23 protein-coding genes are annotated in these 26262 nt (G+C 39.2%); 12 read left to right on the top strand and 11 right to left on the bottom strand.

What is annotated here, in order from left to right; genetic code table 11:
* Positions 1-46 precede the first annotated feature (46 nt).
* Positions 47-907 (top strand): cysteine ABC transporter substrate-binding protein, encoded by an 861-nt coding sequence (locus tag G5B98_RS05505; protein ID WP_107824125.1) that lies wholly within the window; start codon positions 47-49, stop codon positions 905-907.
* 418 nt (positions 908-1325) lie between these two features.
* Here G5B98_RS05505 and G5B98_RS05510 read toward each other — a convergent pair whose 3' ends face one another.
* The 4 genes from G5B98_RS05510 to groES all read right to left on the bottom strand — a co-directional run bounded on the left by G5B98_RS05510 (position 1326) and on the right by groES (position 5058).
* Positions 1326-2693, bottom strand: coding sequence for a phosphomannomutase/phosphoglucomutase (locus tag G5B98_RS05510; RefSeq protein ID WP_196086281.1), 1368 nt, complete (start codon positions 2691-2693; stop codon positions 1326-1328).
* Between the two features lie 130 nt (positions 2694-2823).
* Positions 2824-4458 (bottom strand): chaperonin GroEL, encoded by a 1635-nt coding sequence (groL, locus tag G5B98_RS05515; RefSeq protein WP_002940160.1) that lies wholly within the window; start codon positions 4456-4458, stop codon positions 2824-2826.
* 22 nt (positions 4459-4480) lie between these two features.
* Positions 4481-4789, bottom strand: coding sequence for a monooxygenase (locus G5B98_RS05520; RefSeq protein WP_084042163.1), 309 nt, complete (start codon positions 4787-4789; stop codon positions 4481-4483).
* An 8-nt stretch (positions 4790-4797) separates the two neighbouring features.
* The gene (groES, locus tag G5B98_RS05525; RefSeq protein ID WP_072594386.1) at positions 4798-5058 is read right to left on the bottom strand and encodes a co-chaperone GroES; all 261 of its coding nucleotides are present in this window, start codon (positions 5056-5058) and stop codon (positions 4798-4800) included.
* 168 nt (positions 5059-5226) lie between these two features.
* Between groES and G5B98_RS05530 the strand changes: the two genes are divergently transcribed.
* The 4 genes from G5B98_RS05530 to G5B98_RS05545 all read left to right on the top strand — a co-directional run bounded on the left by G5B98_RS05530 (position 5227) and on the right by G5B98_RS05545 (position 9285).
* Entirely contained in the window at positions 5227-7770 is a 2544-nt protein-coding gene (locus G5B98_RS05530; protein WP_196086282.1) for a tryptophanyl-tRNA synthetase, read from the top strand.
* Positions 7771-8454, top strand: coding sequence for an MFS transporter (locus G5B98_RS05535; RefSeq protein WP_196086283.1), 684 nt, complete (start codon positions 7771-7773; stop codon positions 8452-8454).
* Positions 8390-8773, top strand: coding sequence for an MFS transporter (locus G5B98_RS05540; RefSeq protein ID WP_196086284.1), 384 nt, complete (start codon positions 8390-8392; stop codon positions 8771-8773). The genes G5B98_RS05535 and G5B98_RS05540 overlap by 65 nt, the downstream gene beginning before the upstream one ends.
* A 197-nt stretch (positions 8774-8970) precedes the next feature.
* A complete protein-coding gene (locus G5B98_RS05545; protein ID WP_196086285.1) occupies positions 8971-9285 on the top strand; it encodes a hypothetical protein in 315 nt (104 codons plus the stop codon).
* 289 nt (positions 9286-9574) lie between these two features.
* Here G5B98_RS05545 and uvrB read toward each other — a convergent pair whose 3' ends face one another.
* Positions 9575-11551, bottom strand: a complete 1977-nt coding sequence (gene uvrB / locus G5B98_RS05550; RefSeq protein ID WP_196086286.1) for an excinuclease ABC subunit UvrB — start codon at positions 11549-11551, stop codon at positions 9575-9577.
* 125 nt (positions 11552-11676) lie between these two features.
* Between uvrB and G5B98_RS05555 the strand changes: the two genes are divergently transcribed.
* The 7 genes from G5B98_RS05555 (at position 11677) to G5B98_RS05585 (ending at position 18421) form a co-directional block, all read left to right on the top strand.
* Complete coding sequence (locus G5B98_RS05555; protein ID WP_021091279.1) at positions 11677-11910, top strand: cell division protein ZapB; 234 nt, start codon at positions 11677-11679, stop codon at positions 11908-11910.
* Positions 11911-11923: 13 nt separating this feature from the next.
* On the top strand, positions 11924-12160 hold the full coding sequence (locus tag G5B98_RS05560) for a hypothetical protein (RefSeq protein WP_107788879.1): 237 nt from the start codon (positions 11924-11926) through the stop codon (positions 12158-12160).
* Positions 12157-12573 carry a type II secretion system protein gene (locus tag G5B98_RS05565; RefSeq protein WP_072594389.1) on the top strand — a complete coding sequence of 139 codons (417 nt, stop codon included), beginning with the start codon at positions 12157-12159 and terminating at the stop codon, positions 12571-12573. Before G5B98_RS05560 ends, G5B98_RS05565 begins: the two co-directional genes overlap by 4 nt.
* Complete coding sequence (locus G5B98_RS05570; protein WP_196087355.1) at positions 12573-14426, top strand: primosomal protein N'; 1854 nt, start codon at positions 12573-12575, stop codon at positions 14424-14426. The genes G5B98_RS05565 and G5B98_RS05570 overlap by 1 nt, the downstream gene beginning before the upstream one ends.
* A 239-nt stretch (positions 14427-14665) precedes the next feature.
* Entirely contained in the window at positions 14666-15724 is a 1059-nt protein-coding gene (gene ispG / locus G5B98_RS05575) for a flavodoxin-dependent (E)-4-hydroxy-3-methylbut-2-enyl-diphosphate synthase (RefSeq protein WP_085658583.1), read from the top strand.
* A gap of 10 nt (positions 15725-15734) precedes the next feature.
* A complete protein-coding gene (locus tag G5B98_RS05580) occupies positions 15735-17147 on the top strand; it encodes a replicative DNA helicase (protein WP_196086287.1) in 1413 nt (470 codons plus the stop codon).
* A 110-nt stretch (positions 17148-17257) separates the two neighbouring features.
* Positions 17258-18421, top strand: coding sequence for a ComEC/Rec2 family competence protein (locus G5B98_RS05585; protein ID WP_232525356.1), 1164 nt, complete (start codon positions 17258-17260; stop codon positions 18419-18421).
* Here G5B98_RS05585 and G5B98_RS05590 read toward each other — a convergent pair.
* The 6 genes from G5B98_RS05590 to fliP are packed head-to-tail and all read right to left on the bottom strand — an operon-like array spanning position 18418 to position 26256.
* A complete protein-coding gene (locus tag G5B98_RS05590) occupies positions 18418-19281 on the bottom strand; it encodes an EamA family transporter (RefSeq protein WP_196086289.1) in 864 nt (287 codons plus the stop codon). The genes G5B98_RS05585 and G5B98_RS05590 overlap by 4 nt on opposite strands.
* Positions 19274-20509: a TolC family protein gene (locus G5B98_RS05595; protein ID WP_196086290.1), complete on the bottom strand. Its 1236-nt coding sequence runs from the start codon at positions 20507-20509 to the stop codon at positions 19274-19276. The genes G5B98_RS05590 and G5B98_RS05595 overlap by 8 nt, the downstream gene beginning before the upstream one ends.
* A complete protein-coding gene (locus G5B98_RS05600; RefSeq protein ID WP_196086291.1) occupies positions 20506-23532 on the bottom strand; it encodes an efflux RND transporter permease subunit in 3027 nt (1008 codons plus the stop codon). The genes G5B98_RS05595 and G5B98_RS05600 overlap by 4 nt, the downstream gene beginning before the upstream one ends.
* Entirely contained in the window at positions 23529-24272 is a 744-nt protein-coding gene (locus G5B98_RS05605; RefSeq protein ID WP_196086292.1) for an efflux RND transporter periplasmic adaptor subunit, read from the bottom strand. Before G5B98_RS05605 ends, G5B98_RS05600 begins: the two co-directional genes overlap by 4 nt.
* Complete coding sequence (locus G5B98_RS05610; protein ID WP_196086293.1) at positions 24269-25534, bottom strand: TolC family protein; 1266 nt, start codon at positions 25532-25534, stop codon at positions 24269-24271. The genes G5B98_RS05605 and G5B98_RS05610 overlap by 4 nt, the downstream gene beginning before the upstream one ends.
* The gene (gene fliP / locus G5B98_RS05615; protein WP_374048483.1) at positions 25534-26256 is read right to left on the bottom strand and encodes a flagellar type III secretion system pore protein FliP; all 723 of its coding nucleotides are present in this window, start codon (positions 26254-26256) and stop codon (positions 25534-25536) included. The genes G5B98_RS05610 and fliP overlap by 1 nt, the downstream gene beginning before the upstream one ends.
* Positions 26257-26262 lie beyond the last annotated feature (6 nt).

Raw genomic sequence — 26262 nt, forward strand, 5'->3', positions numbered from 1 at the left:
AAAATTTAACGCTCTTATTTATTTAACTTTTTTACAAGGAGAAAGAGTGAGAAAATTTAAATTTTTCTTATTAGCATTAATCGCTACCGTCTTTCTAACGGGTTGTGGTAATGACAAAGGTGCCGACACGGCAAAAGCTGCTTCAAACGAAGCTGATGCGATCGCAAAGATAAAAGAGCGCGGATTTGTAAGAATTGGCGTTTTCAGCGACAAGCCGCCATTTGGCTACGTCGATAAAGACGGCAAAAACCAAGGCTATGATATTTACTTTGCAAAACGTATCGCAAAAGACCTACTAGGCGATGAGAGCAAGGTAAAATTTGAGTTAGTCGAGGCTGCTGGTAGAGTTGAAGTTTTAGTAGCTGATAAAGTAGATATCACGCTTGCAAATTTTACAAAAACACCTGAGCGTGCACAAGTTGTTGATTTTGCGCTTCCATACATGAAGGTTTCACTTGGCATCGTAAGCCCTGAAGGTGCAGTGATAAAGAGCATCGATGAGCTAAAAGACAAAACCCTAATCGTAAATAAGGGCACAACCGCAGACGCGTTTTTTACAAAAAATTATCCTAACATTAAGCTTGCAAAATACGACCAAAATACTGAAACATTTGCAGCTTTGGTTGATAAAAGAGGTGCTGCACTAGCGCATGATAACGCCCTACTTTTTGCCTGGGCGAAAGAGACTCCAGGTTTTGTTGTAGGCGTTGAAGCACTTGGTGATGTGGATGTAATAGCACCAGCTGTTAAAAAAGGCAACAAAGTTTTACTTGACTGGCTAAACAACGAGATCATTGAGTTAGGCAAAGAAAATTTCTTCCACAAAGACTATGATGCTACACTAAAACCGATCTATGGTGATAGCGTCAATCCAGAATCACTTGTCGTTGAAGGCGGCAAACTTTAAAAAATTTAATGGCGTAAATCTTTACGCCATCTCTCTTTTTTTTAAATTTAACAAATACGTTTGTAAAAATTTTTTGCCGGTAGGTTACACTGCATAAAATCCATAAAGGCTGATATTTTGCATACCTGAACAGCAAGCTAGTAGGCGAGCTCCTTGTAATAATGAGCTATTTTTAAAAAAGAATGCCAACAATAGATAGGCTACTTGTGGATTTAAATTGCATTATCCGCATGAACATTCAAAAAGGCTAAGGTGCATGTATTTTATAAATTTAAATTCTAGATAATATGTATATAGAGCCCACAAAAAAAGAAACCCACGAAAGCTAGGCGAGAAAGATACAACTTAGTTTTTAAATATTTAAATAAAATTCTAAAAGGCATTTTGGAGTAAATTTAGCCCAAAATGCCTTTGCAAGCTACATTAAGCTCTTTAGCAAATTTATCACTTTTTGCTCGATCTCTTCTAAAAATTCCTTGCTCTTTGCCTCAAATCTAGTGACGATAACTGGCGTTGTATTTGATGCACGCACCAGCGCCCAGCCATTTTCAAACTGAATCCTTATACCATCAATGTCGATGATATTTTTTATCTTTGGTAGATCGCAACTCTCGTTTTTCACGCACTCTTTTAACTTAGCAACTATCTTAAATTTAGCCTCGTCAGTCGTCTTTACCTTGATCTCATCGGTACTAAAGACAAGCGGCATCTTATCAAGCTCACCGTCAAGGTCAAAGCCCTTATGAACTAGCTCGAGCACTCTCATCATCGCATAAAGCGCATCATCAAAGCCAAAATAGCGCTCTTTAAAAAAGATATGACCGCTCACCTCTGCCGCAAGATCGACATTTAGCTCTTTCATCATCTTTTTTATATTGCTGTGTCCTGTTTTTCCCATGAAAACTTCACCAATCTTTGCGATCTCATCGTACATATTTTGCGAGCATTTAACCTCGCCAAGCACCTTTGGATGATCCATATTTAGTGCATAAAGATAGGCTAACTCATCGCCTTTTATATCTCTTTTTGGCGTTATAACCGCGATCCTGTCGCCATCGCCGTCAAAGCCAAATCCAAGGTCAAATTCCTTCTTTTCGATGAGCGAAAATAGCTCTTTTAAATTCTCTTTTTCGCTTGGGTCTGGGTGGTGATTTGGAAAATTCCCATCTGGATCTTCATATAAAATTTTTGCATTTAGCCCAAGAGCCTTGACTATCGGCACCAAGCTTACGCCAACAGCACCATTTGCACAGTCGATGACAAAAGGTTTTTTAAAATTTTTAAGCTCACTAAATTCTTTTACAAAAAACTCGACATATTTTTCTAAGATGTTAAATTTCTCACAGCTTTCATCGTCTACGATCTGCTCACCAGAGGCGATTATCTCATTTACCTTGTCTTTTAAAATTTGCAGATCTTTGCCAAAAAAACTATCTTTTTTGATAGTGATCTTAAAGCCGTTGTACTCTTTTGGGTTGTGAGAGCCAGTGATCATGATATTTGCGTCGAAATAGTCAGCATAAACGCTAAAGTAGCCAATAGGAGTTGGTAGTAAGCCGATGTTGTAAATTTTAAAGCCACCAGCCTTATTTAGACCGCTTAGCAGATACCTAAAAAGTGTGCTAGCACTTAGCCTTGCGTCAAAGCCAACGCTTAAAGTTTTCACGCCAAATTCGTTAAATTTCTTACCCAAAGCAAGTCCTATAGCCTTGACGCTGTCCTCTGTCAAGTCTTTTTCAAAAATGCCGCGGATGTCGTATTCTCTAAAAATTTCATCATATTTCATTGTAAATTCTCCCTAAAAGAATGCAAAAATGATACAAGAATAAATTTAAAAAGGAGTAAATAATTTTATAAATTTAGTGAGGTTAAAATATAAATTCGAGCTAGAAAAGGCTCTAGCTCGAAAGGGGCTGCTACATCATGCCGCCCATGCCACCCATTCCGCCCATGTCAGGCATTGCAGGCATTGCTTTTTCTTCTTTTATCTCGCTGATAGTTGCTTCAGTTGTTAGTAGCAAGCTAGCCACGCTAACAGCATTTTGAAGCGCAACTCTCTCAACTTTAACTGGATCGATGATGCCAGCTTCAAACATATTTACATATTCGCCAGTTGCGGCGTTAAAGCCAAAATTTGCATCTTTGCTTGTCTCAACTGCATTTGCCACAACGCCTGCGTCAAAACCAGCGTTCTCAGCGATTTGGCGAAGTGGAGCACGAAGTGCTCTTCTAACGATCTCAGCGCCGATTGCCTCATCACCTTGTAAATTTAAATTTACGCTCTTTGAAGCGAGGATAAGAGCTGAGCCACCGCCAACAACGATACCTTCTTCAACAGCCGCACGAGTAGCGCTTAGAGCATCATCTACGCGGTCTTTTTTCTCTTTCATCTCAGTCTCAGTCGCAGCACCTACTTTGATAACTGCCACGCCGCCACTTAGTTTTGCAAGGCGCTCTTGAAGTTTTTCTTTGTCATAGTCGCTTGTAGTCTCAGCGATTTGCGCTTTGATCTGAGTTATTCTAGCGTCGATCGCCGACTTCTCGCCTGCACCATTTACGATAGTTGTGTTATCTTTGTCAATAACTACGCTTGAAGCTTGACCAAGGTCGTTTATAGTAGCGCTTTCTAGTGTTCTACCTAGCTCTTCGCTAATGACTTCGCCACCTGTTAGAATAGCGATATCTTCAAGCATCGCTTTTCTTCTATCGCCAAAGCCAGGAGCTTTAACAGCTGAGATGTTTAGCACGCCGCGAAGTTTATTTACAACAAGTGTTGCAAGTGCCTCGCCCTCGATATCTTCAGCGATGATTAGAAGTGGTTTGCCACTCTTTTGTACTTGCTCAAGCACTGGAAGTAGATCTTTTAAATTTGTGATCTTCTTGTCAAATAGCAATATAAATGGATTGCTTAGCTCAACTTGCATCTTTTCAGGGTTTGTGATGAAGTACGGGCTTAGATATCCGCGGTCAAATTGCATACCCTCAACAACGCTTAGCTCATCTTGGATAGATTTTGCCTCTTCTACTGTTATGACGCCATCTTTGCCGACTTTTTCCATCGCATCAGCGATAAGTTTGCCAATACTCTCGTCTGAGTTAGCAGAGATAGTAGCGATCTGAGCGATCTCTTTTGAGCCAGATACTTTTTTAGAGATATTTTTTAGTGCATCTATAAGAGCTGCTACTTCTTTATCCATGCCGCGTTTTACTTCGATAGGATTTGCGCCAGCAGTTACGTTTCTAAGACCCTCTTTAAATATCGCGTGAGCTAGCACAGTCGCTGTTGTAGTGCCGTCGCCCGCTTGGTCATTTGTCTTGCTTGCCACTTCTCTAACTAGGCTTGCACCCATGTTTTCGATAGTATCTTTTAGCTCAACTTCTTTAGCCACACTAACGCCGTCTTTTGTGATGTTTGGAGCGCCAAAGCTCTTTTGGATAAGAACATTTCTGCCTCTTGGTCCCATTGTCACTTTCACAGCATCATTTAGTTTTTTTACGCCCTCGTATAGGCGGTTTCTTGCATCATCAGAGTAAAAAATTTCTTTTGCCATTGTTTTTCCTTTCGGTTTTAATTTATTTTAAAAAATCAGCCTTATTTATCATTGACAAAGGCATATTAATATCAAAAATTTTGCCGCGAATATTTGAATAGCCGTTTTTAGCTAGCCTTTCGCTGTGCATTTTCAGATATTTTTCCGCATTCTCCTTATTGTCAAAAAGATAAATTCCGCCTGCTTCTTTTGTTTGTTTGTTCTCAGTCCAAATTTTCCATATCATACCAGGTTCTTGGTTGATACTTTTAGCCAAATCCTCAAAAGCTTTTGACATCTCGTCTCCAAAAAGACCTTCTTGCGGAAAATCAACATACATAATCGCAGCCATCTGCAGCCTTATTTTAAAACACCTAAAACATCATCAATGTTTAAAACAAGATATGTTTTATCATCTAAATTTATCTCAGTACCACCGTATTTTGCAAATACAACTTTATCACCAACTTTTACACCCTCTACTTCAGCACCAACTGCTTTTACCTCACCGCTTAAAGGTTTTTCTTTTGCGTTATCAGGTATAATAATGCCCGAAGCTGTGGTCTTTGTCTCCTCTACGCGTTCGACTAGAACACGCTTGCCTAATGGTTGAAAGTTCATTGTTCATCCTTTTGGTTTAATTGTCTTTTTTAGCACTCTTTATTTTTGAGTGATGAGATCCTAGCACTTTTTTCTAAAAAAGTCAATAATTTATAGTTAAATTTTATTCAAACTTTAGTCACTTACACTAAAGTTTTATGATATGTAAAACTAATATAAAGGAAATTTATGAAAAAAATAGCCTATTTAGTAGCGGCTTTGGCGCTGATAATCCTTTGCATTTTCGGCTTTATCTTTAGCTCTTTTGGCAATAAATTTATAGTCAGCAAAATAGAAAAAGAAGCACTCACTCGCGGTATTGATGTCAAATTTAAAAACTTTAACCTTGATCTTAGCACGCTAAATTTAGAAGCGATTGTGATGAATGCCATAAATTTAAAGGCAAATGGCGATCTCTCATTATTTGCTCAAAGCATGAACTTAAACATAGATATAGACGCCGACAAGGCAAAGACTAGCGAGCTTGGACTAAAAAAAGATATCGCGCTTAAGGCAAACGCGATCGGTAAGTTTAGCAACTTCAAGCTAGCGGCAACTGGCACGGCGCTTGGCTCAAACATAAATTTAAATGCAAATTTAAAAGACTATCTGCCAAAAGCTCTAAACCTTGACGCTAAAAACATCGATCTTTCTGAGATCTCAGCTCTGGCGCAAAAGCCAAATTTAGCTAGCGGTAAGCTTGATCTAACGAGCAATATGCAAGGGGTTGATGAGAAAAATGAGCCCATCATTAACGCTCAAATTTTAGCAAGTGATGGCGTAATAAATAAAGAAATTCTTAAAAACGAATTTGGGCTAAATTTAGCAAAAGATATAAACTTTAAAGGCGGCGTAAATGCTAAATTTGCAAATGAAAAAGTGAGCGCAAAAACCCTTATCATCGCACCTGAAGCCACTTTAAAAGCAAATGAAACGACTTATGATCTAGCTAGCAAAAATTTAAAGAGCGACTTTTCTCTAAACGTGCCTGATCTTGCTCTTTTTGGCAAGCTCTTGGGGCAACAGCTAAGTGGCGCCGTGGACGCAAACGGCGAAATTACAATGCAAGAAAATGCCCTTAAAAACCTAAAAGCTGAGATAAACGGGCTTGGTGGCAAGATAAATGCAAATTTTGATAGTAAAAACTTAGCCCTAAATGCAACTAGCATCAAGCTAAAAGAGCTTCTAGCGCTTGCCTTGCAGCCTAGCTACGCAGACGGGCAGATAAATTTAAACGCAAATTTTAGCGGCTTTGACGAGCTAAAAAAGCTTGCTGGCGAGGCTAAATTTGAGATAAAAAACGGTCTTATAGATAATGGTCTTGTAAAGCTTAAAAACGCAGCTAAATTTGAGCTAAAAGGCGGCGCCACAGCAAAAGGTGAGCTTGTAAATTTTGACGCAAACGTACTTAGCGATCTTGGCGAGCTAAAGGATGTAAGGGGCGTTTATGACCTAAAAAACAGTCAAATTTTTAGCAAATTTGCCCTGCTCATTAGCGACCCTGAGAAATTTAAAGCGGTTAGTGGCTTTGAGGTGAGCTCAAAGATGGCGCTTGCGGGCGATGTAAAGCTAAAAGCAAGCAAGATAGATGAGCTAAATTTAGGCGGCGATGCCTTTGCTGGCAAGCTAAACGCCACCATAAAAAATGAAAATCTTGACCTTAGCTTAAAAGAGGCGCAGTTAGGAGAGATCTTGGCACTTAGCGGCAACGACAAACTGGCAAACGCTAAGACAAATGTCCAAGCAAAGGGGCAAAATATCTTTAGCAAAAGTCCAAGTGTCACCGCAACGATCACTTTAAATGATGGCAAATTTAACGCCGCAGCACTTAGCAAAATGCTTGATAAAAAATTCCCAGAAAATGAGAAATTTAGCTCAAATTTGAGCCTAAATTACAAAGGCGACGTAGCAAAATTTAGTGGTGACTTTCTTAGCTCGTTTGCTGATATAAAGGGCATAGATGGCAGCTTTGACGCGGGCAAAAGCACTCTAAGCTTAAAGCTTCAAGCGGTAGTTTCAGAGCTAAATAAGCTTGCATTTTTAGCTGGCCGCGAGCTTCACGGTAAATTTGCAGCCCTCGTAACGGCAAATGGCAAAGTGGATGATCTAAGCGTAAAAGCCACTTCAGATGATCTATTTAAGGGTAAACTCGAGGCAAACTACAAAGGCGGCGCGCTTGATGCGGCGCTAAAAAACTTTGAGGTTAAAGGGCTAACGCAGACTTTGGGGCTAGATCATCTATATGATGGCAACGGCGATGCTAAATTTGACTACGAGACAAAGCAAAAGCTCGGTAAATTTGACATCTTGCTAAAAGAAGGTCACCTAGCCAGCACAAATCTCACAAACAACATCCAAATATTTACTGGCAAGGGCATCACAAAAGAAATTTACAAAGACGGCAAAATTTATGGCGATATAAAGGGCGACAACGTCGTCTTTAACGTAAATTTAAGCTCGCCAAAGAGCGACATAAAGGTTGCAAACGGCACTTATAATACCGCGACAAAAATGCTTAACGCGCCACTTGTTTGCAGGCTCGAAAAGACCGATCTAAACGTGCAAATCTCAGGCACTACAGACAAGCTAAAATACGACGTCAGATCGCAGTATCTCGAAAATAAGGTCAAAAAAGAGATAGGTAGATTTTTAGATAAAAAGCTGGGCAAAGATGATGAAGGCGCAAACGGCGAAAAGCAAAATTTAAAGAGGCTTTTAAAAGGGCTATTTTAGATGAAAAAGGCGGAAAATTTAAAGTATCTAATGGGGCTTGGGCACTTTTGTAGCAACATAAACCAAAGTGCCCTTGGCGCGATACTGCCATTTTTCATCGCAAGCTACCACTACGACTATGCCACAGCCGCCTCGCTCGTGACCGCCACAAATTTAGCAAGTTCGCTCATCCAACCACTTATCAGCCGCCTAAGCGACAAAAAAGAGCTGCCATACGTCATCCCGCTTGGGCTACTGCTTGCTGGCGGGGGCATGAGCCTCACTGGCTTTGTGACAAACTACTACATCATCTTGGTTTGCGTGATGATAAGCGGTATAGGCGCCGCACTCTTTCATCAAAGCGCTGCAAAGATCGTAAACTACGTCTCAAACGCCAAAAATAGAGCCATAAGTATATTTTCTTTTGAAGGCAACGTGGGCTTTGCAGTTGGACCCATTTTAGTCGCCATTTTTGTGGGAAATTTTGGCTTAAAAGGGACGCTATTTTTTCATTATCCCTCAAATTTTGCTCACACTTTTATACCTCAAAAAGGGCAAATTTATAAAAGCGCTAGAAGGCAATCACAAAAAGTAAATTTCACAAAAAACAAGCGCTCTAAAAGACGATCTTGGCGCATTTTTGAGGCTTTGTCTGTGTATATTTTCACGCTCTATAGTCACATTTGGCTTTTCGGCATTTTTTAGTATCTACCTCATCAAAATTTTTGGTCTTAGCAAAGAGGCTGCAAATGTAAATTTAAGTATGTTTTTTGCTGCAGGTGCGATCTCTACGCTATTTGGCGGAGCTCTAGCTGATAAATACGGCCTAGTTAGGCTCATCAAAATAAGCCTAAGCATAGCCGCGCCGCTAGTCGTGCTAATGCTCTTTATTGACAGCTACGCGCTATTTCTCGCGGCCTCCATGTGCGTGAGTGGCTACATCAGCCTATCTTTTAGCCCTTCAACCCATTTGCACAGCTTTATTTGCCAAATCAGATCAGCTTATAGGTTTAGTCAGGCGTAACGCTTGGCCTTAGCATAACAATCGGCGGCATATTTGCGACGGTCATCGGCAAAATCGCTGACATCTTTAGCTTGAGGCATACATTTTACTTTGTAGCTACAGTCTCATTCATCTGCGCGATTTCTAGCTACTTTTTAAAGCCAGTTAGCAGAGCTTAAATTTATACAAATAGCTTGCTAACTGCGTAGAGCACAGCCTTGCCGTCATCTTTGAGCTGCAAGCGATCTCGCTACCTCTTTTTGATGCCTGAAATTTTTTTGCCAAGCTCTTTTGTCAAAATAGCACTAGATGACAATGCCTTGAGCTACAGACCAGATCCTTTGCACGCCCAACTTTGGCGCAAAGCTATGAGAGATGCAGTCAAATTTCTCATCCCTAACGCTGATTTTGCAAATTTTACTTTTTTGGCTTTAAATTTGCTTTGTTACGAGCTGAAATTTAGGCAAAACTTGCCAAAGAAAATAAGTTTTTTGCTTCTATGCGGAGGCACAAGACTAAATTTAAAGATGTAAAAAGCCAAATCATGGCTTTTAGTTGGCGGTATTTTGTAGTAGATTTAGATAGTCAGTAAATTTTAAAATTTGACAACCAAATATCAAGGCAAGGTATCTTGTGATGATTTTAAATGCTACGAAGAAATTTTCGACCGAAGATAGGACAAATAAATTTAAGCCACCAAGACAAGAAAATTTTTGTTTCAGACAAGGCGGATGAGCAAAAACAAGGGAGCGTATATATGATACGTGACCGAAGTTTGAAGCGATATCCAACGCAGTATAAAACAAAAAGGGCTTGTCTTTTTTAAAGTTTTCTCATCTTTGCTATCTCATCACGTAGTGCCGCCGCCTTCTCAAACTCCAGCTGTGCCGCCGCTTCAAGCATCTGCTTTCTTAGCTCTTTTACTATCGCAGCTCGCTCGCTAGCTGGCATCTTCTCTAAATTTTTACCACGTTTATAAATTTCACCATCATCTTCGACATGCAGGCTCTCTTCGATATTTCTACTTGCAGAGTGCGGCGTTATGCCGTGAGCTTTGTTGTACTCATCTTGAAATTTACGCCTAGCTGTCGTCGTATCGATCGCCTCTTTCATCGAGTGCGTGATCTTTTTGGCAAACATTAGCACCTTGCCATTTACATTTCTAGCCGCACGCCCCATCGTCTGTATAAGGCTCGTGGTCGAGCGCAAAAAGCCCTCTTTATCGGCGTCCATGATCGCTATTAGGCTCACTTCTGGCAGGTCTAGCCCCTCACGGAGCAAATTTATGCCTATTAGCATGTCAAATTCGCCACTTCTAAGCCCTCTAATGATCTCATTTCGCTCGATTGCGTCGATGTCTGAGTGCATATACTTGACCTTGACGCCAAGCTCGATGTAGTAGCGGCTTAGCTCCTCGGCCATCTTTTTAGTTAGCACCGTAACTAGCACGCGCTCACCTCTTGCGATGACTGCCTTTGCCTCGTCAAATAGCACCTCGACTTGATTATCGCTATCTTTTATCTCGATGATCGGGTCAAGTAGTCCCGTAGGTCGCAAAATTTGCTCATAGACATGCCCCTGGCTGATACCAAGCTCATACTCGTTTGGCGTGGCTGAGACAAAGAGAAATTTCGCCTTTTTGCTTATAAACTCATCAAATTTAAGCGGCCTGTTATCAAGAGCTGATGGCAAACGAAATCCATACTCCACAAGCACCTCTTTACGACTCCTATCGCCCGCATACATGCCCCTAAACTGCGGCAAACTCACGTGACTTTCATCGACAATGACTAGATAGTCCTTGCCGCTTATCTCAAAGTAGTCAAACATCGAGTACGGCGTCTCTCCAGGCTTTTGACCGGTCAGGTGGCGCGCGTAGTTTTCGATACCCTTGCACATGCCTGTGCTTGCCATCATTTCAAGGTCAAACTCCACCCTTTGCTTTAGTCTCTGCGCCTCTACTAGCTTGCCCTGCTCGTTAAATTCTTTTAAGCGCGCATCAAGCTCCTCTTCGATCTCTTTCATCGCGATCTTTAGCCTATCAGCGCCTACGATAAACTGGCTGGTGGCATAAAGCGTAAATTTAGAGATATCCTTTAGCCTTTTGTTATCAAGCACGTCAAAATAATACATCGCATCGATCTCATCGCCAAAAAACTCAATCCTTAGCGCTTCGTCGTTGTAGTAAGCTGGGTAAATATCAACCACATCGCCATTTACGCGAAAGTCCCCCCTATCAAAGTAGTTGTCATTGCGTTTATAGCCCATATCCACAAGCTGCTCTAAAAGCTTTCTTTGGCTTATCTTCTCCCCTACGCTAAGATATGCCACCATCCCTTTATACTCGCTTGGGTTACCAAGGCCGTAGTTTGCAGAGACTGAGGCCACACAGATCACATCATCAAAGCTTAGCAAGCTAGCCGTCGCAGAGAGGCGCAAGCGCTCAAGTTCCTCATTTACCGAGCTATCCTTTTCTATATATAGGTCGCTTCTTGGGATATAGGCCTCTGGCTGGTAGTAGTCGTAGTAGCTTATGAAGTACTCGACATGATTTTTTGGGAAAAAGCCCTTAAATTCGCTATAAAGCTGCGCGGCAAGGGATTTGTTATGCGTCATGATAAGCGTTGGCATGTTTAGCTCACGTGTGACATTTGCCATGGTGAAAGTTTTGCCGGACCCTGTCACACCTAGAAGTGTTTGGTATTTATTGCCTGATTTTATGCTTTTTACTATCTCTTTTATCGCTCTTGCTTGGTCGCTGCTTGGGCTAAATTTAGATGAAATTTCAAATTTACTCATTGATTGCCTTTAAATTTGGGCGAATTTTATAGCAAAGATAGTGCTTTGTCAAATGATAATTTTAATAAGAATTTAGCCTCTGCGTGTTAGAATACGAGCCTAATTATTATGTTAAAGGAACTTTTATGTTTGAAGATAATGCGATCTTAACCACACTAAGCGATAAAGTAAATGACCTGATCACAAAATATGACGAACTTTGCAAAACGAACGAAGAGTTACGCAACGAGATCGTAACTTTAAAAGCACAAAATGAGGCAAAAAGCAATCAAATCATGCGTTTAGAAGAGGATCTTGACAAGAAAAATACCGAAGCTGATGATGTAATGAGAAAAATCGAAGCTGTCCTTGGCAGATAAGCTTGGCTAAAATATGAAAAAAATCATGCTCACGATATCATCTCGCGACTATACGATCACGCTTGATGATGATTTTGCTAAATTCTTTGAAGATGACTGGCAAAATTTAATGGGCGGACGCCAATTTATCGAGCCAAAAGAGCTTTTAAATGCCTTTATAGAAAAATGTTATGAAAATTATGCTGTGATAAAGGCCGTAAAAAATTTAACTGGCAACGTTGATGAGATATTAAAGCGAGAAGAGAGATGAAAAGACGAGCTTACACCTTGCTTGAGCTGATATTTATAGTAGTTATACTAGGCATTTTAAGCACGGTCGCTATACCTAGGCTATTTTTTTCTAGAAGTGATGCTACCATCTCAAATGCAAAAACTCAACTTGCCGCTATAAGAAGTGGAATTTCACTAAAATACAATGACAATATCTTGCAAGCAAAGCCAGAATTTCCACAAAAACTAGACGATGGCGATCCAAGCAAACTCTTTAAAAATGTTATAAATATACCGATAAAAGATAGCGGCAGCAAAAATGGCTGGCACAGAATAGGCGATGACAAATATACATTTAGGCTAGATGGCAAAGTAGCAAATTTCAAATACGATAAAAATACTGGTGATTTTGGTTGCAGTGATGAAAATGAAATTTGCAAATCACTTCAGTAATGCATTATTACATACTCGCATTTTATGGGCTAAATTTAGCCCCACTCACTTATGAAAGCGATCAAAAACTAGAAAAATTTCAAGGCGTAAAGGCTTCTTTAAAAGGAAAAATTCTTACTGCTTTTATCATAAAAGAGACTGGCAAGCCAGAGTTTAAAACAAGTAAAATTTTAGAAATTCTACCGATTAATCTAACTTCAATGCAAAGCGAATTGGCAATATTTATCTCAAAATATTACACATGCGAGCTTGGCGTCAGTCTAAATTTATTTGAACCAAATGACACTATTGCAGTAGATCAAATTTATGAAAATCAAAATTTTAATGTAGCACCCAAACTAAGCGAAAAACAGCAAGAGGCTTTGGATTTTATAAATAAACGTAAAATTTCACTCATCTTTGGCGACACTGGAAGCGGAAAAAGCGAAATTTACATAGCAAAGATCAGAGAAATTTTAAACGCAGGTACTCATGCGCTATTTTTAATGCCTGAAATTTCACTCACACCACAAATGCAAAAACGCCTTGAGAGCTTCTTTGGCGAGGCAGTAGCTGTTTGGCACTCAAAGATCACGTCAAAGAAAAAAGAGCAAATTTTAAAAGATATAAAAATTGGAAAAGTTAGGCTCGTTGCAGGTGCGAGATCGGCTTTATTTTTGCCACTTGAAAAACTAAAACTTATCATCATCGACGAAGAACACGACGATAGCTACAAAAACACAGGCTCAAAACCACACTACAACGCAAGAGATCTCGCCCTCTTTCTAACTAGCAAATTTGACCTACAAGTGGTGCTTGGAAGTGCCACGCCAAGCCTTACTAGCTTTTACAAGCAGAAGCATTTTCGCTTAAAAGGGACATATTTTGATTCGCAAAAAAATTACATTTTCGACGAGAGCGAGACTGGAATTAGTGAAATTTTAAAAGATGAAATTTCAAAGACACTCGCGAATAAAAAGCAAGCTGTCATCTGCCTGCCAACAAGGGCAAATTTTAAATATCTAGTCTGCAAAAACTGCGGTGAAACGCTAAAGTGCCCATTTTGCAGTATCGGTATGAGCTACTACAAAAAACAAAACGTGCTAAAGTGTCAATACTGCGAGCATAAAATGGCCGTGCCAAAGACCTGCCATCAGTGCGGCAGCGAGATGATAGAGGCCAAAAAAATTGGTACTAGCGAGCTACTTGAGCGGCTGCAAGCTGAGTTTGCGAACGCCAGAATCGCTAAATTTGACAGGGATGAAATAACGACGCAAAACAAGCTCATAAAGGCCTTAAAAGAATTTAACGACGGTAAAATAGACATCTTGCTTGGCACGCAGATGCTAAGCAAAGGGCATGATTACCACAACGTAGAGCTTGCTGTCATCATGGGCTTTGATGAGCTTTTAAATTTTCCTGATTATAAAGCCAGGGAGCGAACGCTCGCTCTTGCCATGCAAGTAGCCGGAAGAGCTGGCAGAAACGGGGTTGGTAGAGTTATCATTCAAAGCAAACAAAGAGAATTTTTTGAGAGTTACATCAGTGATTATGACGCATTTTTAAAAGATGAGATAGATTATAGGAAAGAGCTTTATCCGCCATTTACCAGGCTTCTTCGCATTATCATCTCGCATAAAGATGAACACATAGTAAAAAATACAATGAATGAATTTGTACAAAGAATAGAACCTTTAAGAAGCGATGAACTTGAGATCATAGGATACGGAAAGTGCCAGATAGAGTATCTTGGAAGTAAATTTAGGTATGAAATTCTACTCCGCTCAAACTCTCACATACCTCTTTTAAAAGCTGCAAACCTCTGCAAAAGCGAGCTTAGTGATATCGATATAGATCCAGTCAATTTTACTTAAAATGTTAGTCTAAAAACTATTCAACAAAGACATGACAAATTTTAAAAATAGACATATAGGGAAACCTAATGCTTATGAAAGCATTATGGAATTTGATAAGTTGGCTATAAAGAGTAAGTAAAATTTTAGAAACTACATCCAATAAAAATACTAATTTTTAAACTATTAAAAATAAATTTTCAAGCCTTTTAAAAGCCATTTTTCTTTATAATCCCCAATAAAAATTTAAAGGTAAAATTTTGCAACGATACCCAACAAAACAGATAAAAATTCGCAATGTTTTAATAGGTGGCGACGCGCCAATATCCGTGCAATCAATGACTTTTTCAAAGACAAAAGACGTAAAAGGCACGCTAGAGCAGATACAAAGGCTATACTTTGCAGGCTGTGACATCGTGCGCTGCGCAGTTTTTGATAAAGAGGACGCCAGCGCACTAAAACAGATCGTTGCGGGCTCACCTATTCCAGTCGTTGCAGACATTCATTTTAACCACACCTATGCGCTTATAGTTAGCGAATTTGTCGATGCTATCCGCATAAATCCAGGCAACATTGGCTCAGCCAAAAATATAAAAGCAGTCGTTGATGCCTGCAAACAGCGAAATTTACCTATCCGCATAGGTGTAAATTCTGGCTCACTTGAAAAGCAGTTTGAGGACCGCTACGGCCGCACGGTAGAGGCGATGGTGGAGAGTGCGATGTACAACATCAAGCTTCTTGAGGATTTTGACTTTACGGACATTAAAATTTCGCTTAAATCAAGCGACGTAGAGCGCACTATGCAAGCATATAGAGCGCTTCGTCCGAAGACAAACTATCCGTTTCACCTTGGTGTAACAGAGGCAGGTACCACTTTTCACGCGACTATCAAGTCCGCGATCGCGCTTGGTGGGCTTTTACTTGAAGGTATCGGCGATACGATGAGAGTTAGCATTACAGGCGAGCTTGAAGAGGAGATCAAAGTCGCAAAGGCGATCTTAAAAGATAGCGGGCGACAAAAAGAGGGGCTAAATATCATCTCATGCCCAACTTGTGGGCGTTTGCAAGCTGATCTTATGGCTGCAGTAAAGCTCGTAGAAGAAAAAACAAAAGGTATAAAAGAGCCGCTAAACGTCTCAGTTATGGGCTGCGTGGTAAATGCTATCGGCGAGGCAAAAGGTGCAGATGTTGCCATAGCATTTGGCAAAGGCAATGGCATGATAATGCGTCACGGCGAAGTGGTCGCAAGACTACCCGAGAGCGAACTTGTGGATAGATTTTTACAAGAGATCGATGACGAGATAAAAAGTAGAGACTAAAGGAAAAGTTGTGGCAAAGCAAAGAGTTAACGAGATAGAATTTACCAACCTTTACGACATTGATATGGAGCGAGCTATACTAAGCTCCATTTTGCAAAACAACGATATTTTAGGTGAAATTTTTGACATTGTTAAGGCAAAGGATTTTTATCTAAAAGGGCATTCGCAAATATACGATGCAATGGTGGCATGCCTAAATAGCGATGATCCTATAACTATGCCATTTTTAAAAAATAGACTTGGCGAAAAATACGACGAAGAGCTAATACTAGATATTTTAGGCACAAACTCCCTAATAGACATTCAAAAATACGCAAACGAACTAAGAGAAAAATCTATAAAAAGAAGTCTTGTAAAAATAGCTCACAACATACCAAGCAAGGTAAATGAAGACAAACCAAGTCGCGATATGGTCGATGATCTTAGCCAGGAATTTTACTCTTTGATAGAAGGTGGAAGCACTGGAGTTATAAAAGAAGGCAAAGAGATCATCACGAAAATGATGGATCATATTAATGCTCAAGCTTTACTTGGCGAAAAAGACATAGTTGGACTTGACACTGGATTTAAGAAGCTAAATGAGATGATAAAGGGCTTTAAAAATGGAGACCTCATCATCGTCGCAGCTCGTCCAGGCATGGGAAAAACGACACTTTGTTTAAATTTTATGAGTCAGGTTCTAAAAAATAATGCTGGAGTTGTTTTTTTCTCGCTCGAGATGCCAGCTGAGCAGATAATGATGAGAATGCTAGCAAGCAAGACCTCTATCCCGCTTCAAGACATAATGACCGCAAAGATGGATGATGAAGCGTTGGCTAGATTTAGCGATGCTTGTGAAGAGTTTGCTGCTAGCAAGCTTTTTGTGCATGATAGTGGCTATGTAAATATCCATCAAGTAAGAACGCAAATGCGAAAACTAAAGGCTATGCATCCTGAGATTTCACTTTGCGTGATCGACTACATCGGTCTTATGATGAGTACAAATAACTACGCTGATCGTCACGTCCAAATAGCTGAAATTTCTCGTGGATTAAAGCTTTTGGCACGTGAGCTAGATATGCCAATCATCGCTCTTTCTCAGCTAAATAGAAGCCTTGAATCTCGCGCAAATAAACGCCCTATGCTAAGCGATCTAAGAGAATCAGGTGCGATCGAGCAAGATGCCGACATTATTCTTTTTGTTTATAGAGATGAATTTTATCTAGAACAAGAGGAAAAAGAGAAAGAAAAACGCGCAAGTGCCGAGGGCAAAGAGTACAAGAGCAATCATGTCTTTAATAAGCTTCAAGAAAAGGCTGAGATCATAGTTGGCAAAAATAGAAATGGCGAAACTGGCTCAGTTGATGTGCTCTTTCAAAAGCAACACTCAAGATTTGAAGATATGTCTGCAATGCCAGTATCTGATGTTTCATTTGAAGGCTGATGTGTTTTAAAGCTTTAAAAAATAGAGAAATTTTTACTATATTTTGTCTGTTTTGCCTTTGTATTTTTTCTATAAATTTGGCTATTAGCTACCATAAATATCAAATTTTTATGGACAAAGGCGAACAAGAGCTAACAGCAACCGTGATTTCTAGCTACGAAAAGCTTGGAGATGACGGCAAGAAAAGGCAAATTTTAAAGCTTAAAACTGATGAGTTTTCATTTTATACGCTTGGAGCTAAAACAGATGACTTTAAAGCTGGAGATAATATATTTCTAAGCGTCATAAATTTAGACGTTAGTTTTAAAGACTATCTTGCTTCCTCTTTTTACATGCCTAGCTTTTCACGCGAAAAACTACCACGAAAAGCCACGCTAAATATCAATCAAAAATTACAATCACTAATCTACGCCCAGCATGAAAATAGTAAAATTTCACAGCTCTACTCGGCTCTATTTTTAGGCACAAGTATTGATGCAGAGTTAAGAGATGATGTCTCGCACCTTGGTATAGCGCATCTTATAGCCATAAGTGGCTATCATTTAGGTTTTATAAGTGCAGTTATATTTTTTGTATTTAGGCCGCTTTTAAAATTTTTATATGCTAGGTTTTTACCTTTTAGAAACTACAACTTTGATCTAGCTATTATCGTTTTTATAGTCTTGTCATTTTACTTTTTTATAATAGGCTTTATACCAAGCTTTTTGCGAGCGTTCTTAATGAGCATTTTAGGATTTTATTGCACGTTAAAAGGTGTTAAAATTTTAAACTTCAAGACACTTTTTATAGTAGCGCTTGTTAGCATATCGCTCTTTCCGCAGCTACTTTTTAGCGTAGGTTTTTACTTTTCACTTATGGGCGTTTTTTACATATTTTTATACTTTAAACACCTAAAAGATAAATTTTCGCCTTTCATTCATGTTATACTTTTAAATTTATATGTTTGCTTTGCAATGGAAATTTGCGTGCTTTATTTCTTTCCGCTCATTAGCTTACAGCAGCTTAGCGTCCTTGCTATCAACTACATCTTTAGCGTTTTTTATCCATTAAGCGCCATACTTCATATGGCTTCGTATGGCGGCATTTTTGATGGATTGCTAAATAATGTTTTAAATTTTAGACTAAGCTCGACTAAAATTTTCGTGCCAGCTATTATTTTTATCTTTTATAATATCACTTCACTTCTAGCTATAAAATTTAAATCCATATTCTACATTTTACCGCTGCTTGGGCTCTTGTGCTTTTTCGTTGCTAGCTATAAAATTTACGCCTAAGCGATCTTCATACCATAAAATTTCATTATCTTGTTATGAATTATCAAAGATATATACATTATAACAGCGCCTAAAATTAGCCTAGTTAAGTCTGTGTCCTTTTGCCAAAAGACCAAATTCACAATGATGGCGGCTGGAATGAGAGCGTTATTCATAATGGCAAGCACACCGCTATCAACCTCGCAAGCACCTTTGTTCCACATAAAATATCCAACTCCACTAGCGACTATGCCAAGCCAGAGAAGCACTAAAATTTGAGTTGAAGTAAGTGAAAATTTGGCTGGATTGCCAAGAGTAAGAAGCGCAACGATAGCTACAAAGAATGCCCCAAAGTGAAAGTAGCCAAAGACATTTTTTTGGTCCACGTCAAATTTTTCTAAAAGTGCTTTATATGCACTCTGCCCTGCTCCAAAGCAGATATTTGCCGCTTGCACTAGCAAAAAGCCCTTTAATACACCATCGTTTATAGCACCGTATTTTATAACCAAAGCTCCAAAAACCGCAACGCCAACGCTAAATAGATAAAGTGGCCTAAATTTAAAGCTAAATGCGTCATAGATGAGCGTCACGTAAAACGGCGTAAAAATGGTAAAAAGTGCTACTTCTGGCACACTTAGATACAAAAATGAATTGTAATAAAATAGATACATAAGTCCTATTTGCACCGCTCCGATCGTCATGATGCCAAATGCTAGCTTTGGACTAATGCCACGAAATTTTGTAAATGGCAAAAAGACTAAGCTCGCAAGCGCAACCCGAATAAAAACAGCCAAATAGCTATCAACCTTGCCAGCTAAAAACTCACCTATCAAACTAAAGCTAAAAGCCCACAAAATGGTTACAAAGATCAGTTTATTCAATTATCACCTCGTTTATTTTTCTTGCACATTCAAAAAAATACTCAAGCTTGTTTAGCTCAAGTAAATCGCCATCAAGTATGAAATTTGCCCTATCACTAAAATTTTTCTCACTCACAAATAGAAATTCTTCATATTTTATCTCACCATCAAGATACCCATTTAGCAGATCAATAAAATCACTATCAAGCTTATCTTGCTTCAAATCTTGCAAATTTAACTTTGCATTTAAGCCTTTGATCGTGCTTTCTAGCTCTTTTAGGCGAGTGATTATCCTATTTTCTTCATCGCTTAGATCAAGTGCCGCCTTTTGCTCTTCAATGCGTTTAGCTTGACTTTGCTTGCTAAGACTTAAGCTATCAGGCAGCTTCCACTCAAACTCCACTCTAGGCTTGTTCGCATCAGCGTAAGCACCTATCATCTGCGAAGTCGTCCTCTCACCTTTTTTAAAGCTGTTATTATTCACACTTTGCGTATCTTTTAAGTAAATTTTTGGAGCAAATTTGCTCTTTTGCTTCTCATTTTCTTGCTCTTTTATAAATTTTTCTTGCTCCATTGCCCCAAGTTTTGCGCTTATATCATCTTTGCTAAAATCTGGCATCATTATCTTTGAGCCAGCATTAAAGCCGATCTCGCCGTTTGAGAGTAAATTTATCCTTGAGTTTAGCTCAGCTAGCTTAAGTCCAAGCTCGTCTAGCTCAGCTCTTTTTTTACTAAGAGTGAAATTTATCGCATCAAATTCGCTCTTATCTATCTCGCCATACTCAAACCAAAATTCATTTTCAGCCGCAGCCTTGGCAAAGCTATCGACAAATTTTGTCTCTAAATTTATAAGCGAATTTAGGGCAACGGCATTAAAATAGACCTTTGCGACCTGAAAAGCAGTGAGATTCATCAGCTCTTCATCTTTATAAATTTTCTCCACGCCCTTGTGGTCTAAAATTTTATCAGCAGCCTCGCTCGCTCCGCCATCAAAGATAAGATACTCAACCTTTGCCGTGATCGATCCCGCCTTTGTCATATATCCGCCCTTTATCTCATCAGGCACAAAGGTATATCTGCCATCAAGGGATAAATTTAGCTTTTTACTCTTATTTTTATTTATATATTCATTTTTATTAAATTCTTTCAAACTCTCAAGCCTTGCACTTTGCGCTAGAGCGATGATCTCTAGTAAATTTCCAGCCCAAAGAGGTAAAGCAAAGAGCAAAACAGCCAAAATCTTCTTCAAATTCTCTCCCTTTCATAAAATTTTCTTATAAATTTATCAAGATTATAAACCCATGCAAACAGAACTGGCACGACAAGCAGGCTTAGTAAAGTCGAGCTAATGAGCCCAAAGATGATGCTTATAGCCATAGGCGAGTTGGCCTCATAGCCAGCACCCCTGCTAAGAGCAAGAGGCAGCATGGCAAATATCATCGCAAAAGTGGTCATCAAAACAGCCCTTAGACGCTTTTTGGCAGCCATTTTAACAGCTTCGTTCGCCTCCATGCCACTATTTGCAAAGTGGTTTGCAAAATCAACCACCAAAATGGCGTTTTTGCCGACCATACCAAAGAGCAAGATGACGCCAACCATGACAAATAGGCTAAATGGATTGCCGCTTATAAAAAGCCCTATCACCACACCACAAAAGGCAAGTGGCATGGCAAGCATGATGAGAAATGGCAGCAAAAAGCTCTCATAAAGTGCCGCTAGCACCATGTAAATAAGCACTGCACTAGCACTTACTGTAAAGATAAAAGAAGCGTTTGTATCGTCCATAAGCTCAACAAATCCCAAAAATTTATACTTGAAATTTGCAGGCAAAATTTCATCAAGCTTCTTTGAAATTTCATTTGCCACGCTATTTAGCGGAGCGTTGTTTTTGGTATTTGCTAGAAATTTGATCTCATCGGCTCTATTAAACCTTGAAATACTAGCTGGCTTTTGCTCAAAACTAATCGTCGCCACATCGCCAAGTGTGACAAAAAAGCCCTCTTTGCTTCTTATCTTGGTCTTTAAGATATCATTTGTATCGCTTCTAAATTTATCATCAAGGCGCATATAAAGCTCATACTCTTTGCCATTTTCGTTTTCAAAAACAGAGACCTCGTTCTGGCTAAATGCGCTATAAACAGCACTTGCAACGCTGGCTTTGTCTAAATTTAGCCTCTTAGCCTTATCTTCATCGATAGAGATTTGCACGCGCTTTAGCAAGTCTTCTTCAGGCGAATTTACGTCCGTTGCGTCATTTATCTCTTTTAGCATTTTGCTGATCTTTGGCACAAATTTTTCTAGCTCTTTGCCATTTTCAGAAGTGATAGTAAGCTTAACTGGCTGCACATCGCCACCTTCAACCACTGGCAGATCAGCCACGATGACGCTCATATCATCGCTCTTTAGTCTGTCACGAAAACTTTGCATGATAGCGTTTTGCCGCTCGTGATTAGCTCTATCTTTTAGCTCCTTTAGTCTAACGTAAGCCTTTACAAGATAAGGCTGCTTGGCATCTGTGTAGCCAAGGATGAAGTAGGCGTAAGCTACCTGAGGATCGGCATTTATGAGTAAAATTTTATCTTTTAGCTTCTCTTTGCTAGCTTGCAGGCTAAGTGAGGGATCGAGCTTAAAGTAGATGTTAAACTCCGAGTTATCCTCGCTTGGCATGAAGTCGCCTCCTACAAATTTAGCCAGAGCAAATGAGCAAACAACGACCGCAAGCGTTATAGCTAAAAATATGAGCTTAAATTTAAGAGCTAAAGCTAAAATTTTCTCATAGCCATTTTCAAGCGCTTCAAAAAATGGCTCACTTTTTAGAAAAAAGCCACTTTGTTTGGCATTTACAAACCTAGCACTAAGCGTTGGTACAAGAAATATACTCACAAAAAATGAGATGACGATGCCAGCTGCCACGCTCATCGCAAATGAGTTAAAGTATTTGCCAACGATACCGCTCATAAAGGCTATTGGCACAAAGACGCAAAGCAGCACGAGCGAGATCGCAAAGACGCTAAAAGCTATCTCTTTTATACCTGCAAAGCTTGCTTTTAGGGCATTTGGCTCATCTTTTAGCTTGCTAGCGATATTTTCAGTGACAACGATCGCATCATCGATAAAAATTCCAATGCCAAGGGTCAGCGCTATGAGACTTAAGCGGTTTATGTCGTAGCCTAGGGCATTTATGATGAAAAATGTCGCTACGATGCTAGTTGGGATCGCCACGACTGAGATGATGGTGATCGAGAAATTTCTTAAAAACAGATATACGATCACGATGGTTAGCAAGACGCCAAGGATCATATCAAAGGCAGTTTGATCGATGTGTTTTTGTATCACTTCGCTCTTATCATAAGCTATTTTTACGTCGTATTCGCTGCCAAGCAAGCTTTTAAACTGATCTAGCTTTGACTTAGCTAGAGCGATCACGGTTAGAGCGTTTGCGTCTGGAGCTAGCTCAAGACCCAGCAAGACGCCACTTTTTTTATCCATTATCGCTGCTTCGTTTGCATCTTTGTAAGCAAGATCAACGCTTGCGATATCTTTTAAAAAGACCCCTTGTTTGATCGTTAAATTTCTTATCTCATCTACGCTTTTGGCGCTAAAATTTGACTTGATCGCCATTTGGATCTGCTCATTTTCTATCTTGCCAAGTGGCACTTTTAAATTTTCAACCTTTATCAAATTTGCCACTTCGTTTGCGCTAAGAGCGTTTTTATCAAGCTTAAATCTATCAAGTAAAATTTTCACCGCCGGCTCTAAAAAGCCATTTGTCTTGACCTTTGAAACGCCGCTAATGCGCTCCAAAAATGGCTTTGCCACGTCATCGATCTCTTGCATGAGCTTGGTTTCATTGCCATCAAGCCTTGTGATAAAGAGACTAAATACAGATGACGAGAGCCCATTTAGCTTTTCTATCTCGTAGTTTGCGTTTAGCCTAGCTTTTTGCATCTTATCGCGGACGTCATTTGTAGCACTCTCTAGGTCTTTATTTAGCTCAAATTCGATGCTGACCACACTTAGATTATCAAAGCTAGTTGAGTAAATTTTCTTGATACCTTCAATGCTTGAAATTTCATCTTCGATCTTTTGAGTGATCTTAGTTTTTATATAGTTCATATCGCCGTTTGCGTAGGTCGTGATCTTTACTATTGGGATATTTACTTGTGGGTATAAATTTACATTCATCGTCTTTAGAGAATAAATTCCAAAGACAACGAGGCTTAAAAAAACCATTAATGTAGTTATAGGGCGGTTGATGGCTGTTTTTATCATTTATTTTTGCCGATTATCACTTTTCCTTGACCAAACATGCCAGGTTTTAAGCTCATATCATAAGCCTCGGCATAAAATTTTCTAGTCTCTCGCTTGATCTCTGGATAGATAAGTGCGATTTTTACCTCTTTTTCATCGCTTGCTGCGTCAAGTTTAAATTTAAATGTATCGCCAATCTTTACCAAATCTACATATTTTTCGTCAATTGCTATTAAAATTTTTGCCTCATTTGAATTTAAAACAAAAGCTGGACTAAGCGGCGAAACACCCTCTCCAAGCTCAATATTTTTACTAGCTATGACGCCATCAAATGGGGCTTTTAAAACAGCTTTTTTAAGGCGATCTTGCGCATTTAAAATAGCAATTTGTGCACTTTGAACCCGAAGTATCGCTTCGTCAAATTTATACTTTACTTCATCAAATTCTTGCTTTGAAGTGACGTCCTTTACTTGAGTAAATTTGTTTAAAGTATTTTTTGCAAATTCACTAGCATTTTTTGCCAGCTCAAGATCATTTTTTACCTTTTTTAGAGCGATTTCTAAGCTGCTTTGATCAAGGCTAGCTAAAACGTCACCTTTTTTAACGTGACTTGAAACATCTACAAAAATTTTATCCACCTTGCCGCTGCTCTCAAATGCAAGCTTTGAGCTTTGCTTGGCATAGACTTCAAAATCAGCAAAAATTTCTTCACTAGCAAATGAAAAAACGCCAAATATCATCAAAATTATCAGCTTTCTCAATCTCTAATCCTCTCTAAAATCGGCTCACCATTTTCAAAAAAGAACTCCGCTTTTTTGATCTCAAGCTCATCCTTTGCACTCTCAAAAAGGCTAATGGCATCAAATTTCTGAGAGAGCGCCTCAAGCAGGTCGCTATATCCCAAAAGCCCAGAGTTATACTTTTCATAGCTAGCTTTTAATGCCAAATCACTTGCTCTTACATATTCGTTTAGTGAAGCGATTTTTGAAGCAAGCACCACGATTTCACTTTGCAAATTTTTAAGCTTTGTCTCGTTTTCACGCCTTTTATACTCCAAATTTAGCCTTGCCTCATCAAGCGCGATCTTTTGAACCTGACTCATCTTGCTAGTGGCGAAAAAATCAAAAATTTTCCATTTAAAAGCGATACCAAATTTATTACCATGAGTATCTTCTTTTAGGTATTTATCCACATACGAGCGGTAAGAACTAAGCCTGCCTAGATCGATATCGTAATTATTTTTATAAAATCCATATGTGTCATAAAGCAAAATTTGAGGCAAAAAGCTAGCTCTTGTCTCGCTAAGCTTGGCCTCGCCTAAAAATATATCTTGGCTTAGTCTATCAAGCTCGGCATTTTTTGAAGCTAAATTTGAGTTAATATCAGCCATCTTTGCTCCGCCTACTGGCAAAATTTTCTCACCAGTTAGCAAATTTATCTCATTTAAGATTTGCTCCATTTTGTTTTTGTATTCAAGCTGCGTGCTATTAGCTAAGTAATATTTAGCCCGCACATTTTCTAGCTCATTTTTTGCGGCAAGGCCTGCAATGTTTGCCTTTTCAAGCTTGTCTAAAACGCCTTTTAAAAAATTTGCCTGAGCCTGCTTGGCTGCGATTATATTTTCAAGTGCAGCTGCGTTAAAGTATAAATTTACAGCCTTAAGTGCAAGATAGTTTTTGACTTCATCACTAGCGATCATGGCTTTGTTTTTTAAAAGCTGGCTCATCTTTAGCCTAGCCTCTCTCGCTCCGCCATCATAAAGTAAAAAATCTATCCTAGCTAGCACACCGGCTGACTCTTTAGCGACTACACTTGGAAAGGTGCTTGCATTTTTGCCGTATGAGCCCTCTAAGCTAAGGCTTGGCATATATGAGCTTAATGTGGCTTCATCGTTTAAATTTGCTCTTTTTAACTCAAGCTCTTTGATCTTTGAAATTTCATTTTGCGTTGCCTTGTTTGCGATCATACTTAAATTTGAACCAAGCAAAAATACCGGCAAAAAAATGAATAAAAATTTTTTCATTAGTGAAAGCTTTTTACAAGATTTCCTATTAGCAAATTCCAGCCATCAACAAGCACGAATATGAGAAGTTTAAATGGCAGTGAGATCATTACAGGAGGAAGCATCATCATACCCATAGCCATCAGCACTGAGCTTACGACCATGTCGATGACAAGAAATGGTAAATAGAGCAAAAAAGCTATCTCAAAAGATGTCTTTAGCTCACTTATCATGAAAGCTGACATTGCGATACTTAGCGGTATCTCTTCAATATTTGCTGGATTTTGTAAATTTCTAATCCTAAAAAAAAGTGCAAGGTCTTTTTCTCTTGTGTTTTTTACCATAAATTCTTTAAATGGCTTTAAGCTCTTATCAAGCATCTCTTCATAGCCTATCTGCTCAGCTATATAAGGCTTTATACCATCGTTATAGCTCTTTTGCCCAACTGGCTCCATAATAAAAAATGTAAGAACCATCGCAAGCGAAATGAGCACTGTTGAAGGAGGCACTTGTTGCGTACCCATCGCTTGGCGTAAAAATGAAAATACGATAACAAGCCTTAAAAAACTTGTCATCATAAAAATGAGCGAAGGAGCAAGTGCAAGTGCAGTGAGAATTAGTAAAACGTTTAGAGAATTTACAAGTTGCTCGGCATTTGTTGGAGAATTTAGACTTAAATTTATAGTTGGTAACGCAGGATCAGCCCCAAAAACCGTGCAAAGTAAAACCGCTAAAGCAAGCAGTGCTTT

It is taken from the genome of Campylobacter concisus, from assembly GCF_015679985.1.
GTDB lineage: Bacteria > Campylobacterota > Campylobacteria > Campylobacterales > Campylobacteraceae > Campylobacter_A > Campylobacter_A concisus_AC.

What these genes read in the sequence shown, in the direction of transcription:
- G5B98_RS05510 (WP_196086281.1), bottom strand. Translation starts at nt 2,693, where the DNA reads ATGAAATATGATGAAATTTTTAGAGAATACGACATCCGCGGCATTTTT.
- groL (WP_002940160.1), bottom strand. Translation starts at nt 4,458, where the DNA reads ATGGCAAAAGAAATTTTTTACTCTGATGATGCAAGAAACCGCCTATAC.
- G5B98_RS05520 (WP_084042163.1), bottom strand. Translation starts at nt 4,789, where the DNA reads ATGGCTGCGATTATGTATGTTGATTTTCCGCAAGAAGGTCTTTTTGGA.
- groES (WP_072594386.1), bottom strand. Translation starts at nt 5,058, where the DNA reads ATGAACTTTCAACCATTAGGCAAGCGTGTTCTAGTCGAACGCGTAGAG.
- G5B98_RS05530 (WP_196086282.1), top strand. Translation starts at nt 5,227, where the DNA reads ATGAAAAAAATAGCCTATTTAGTAGCGGCTTTGGCGCTGATAATCCTT.
- G5B98_RS05535 (WP_196086283.1), top strand. Translation starts at nt 7,771, where the DNA reads ATGAAAAAGGCGGAAAATTTAAAGTATCTAATGGGGCTTGGGCACTTT.
- uvrB (WP_196086286.1), bottom strand. Translation starts at nt 11,551, where the DNA reads ATGAGTAAATTTGAAATTTCATCTAAATTTAGCCCAAGCAGCGACCAA.
- G5B98_RS05555 (WP_021091279.1), top strand. Translation starts at nt 11,677, where the DNA reads ATGTTTGAAGATAATGCGATCTTAACCACACTAAGCGATAAAGTAAAT.
- G5B98_RS05560 (WP_107788879.1), top strand. Translation starts at nt 11,924, where the DNA reads ATGAAAAAAATCATGCTCACGATATCATCTCGCGACTATACGATCACG.
- G5B98_RS05565 (WP_072594389.1), top strand. Translation starts at nt 12,157, where the DNA reads ATGAAAAGACGAGCTTACACCTTGCTTGAGCTGATATTTATAGTAGTT.
- G5B98_RS05570 (WP_196087355.1), top strand. Translation starts at nt 12,573, where the DNA reads ATGCATTATTACATACTCGCATTTTATGGGCTAAATTTAGCCCCACTC.
- G5B98_RS05585 (WP_232525356.1), top strand. Translation starts at nt 17,258, where the DNA reads ATGGACAAAGGCGAACAAGAGCTAACAGCAACCGTGATTTCTAGCTAC.
- G5B98_RS05600 (WP_196086291.1), bottom strand. Translation starts at nt 23,532, where the DNA reads ATGATAAAAACAGCCATCAACCGCCCTATAACTACATTAATGGTTTTT.
- G5B98_RS05610 (WP_196086293.1), bottom strand. Translation starts at nt 25,534, where the DNA reads ATGAAAAAATTTTTATTCATTTTTTTGCCGGTATTTTTGCTTGGTTCA.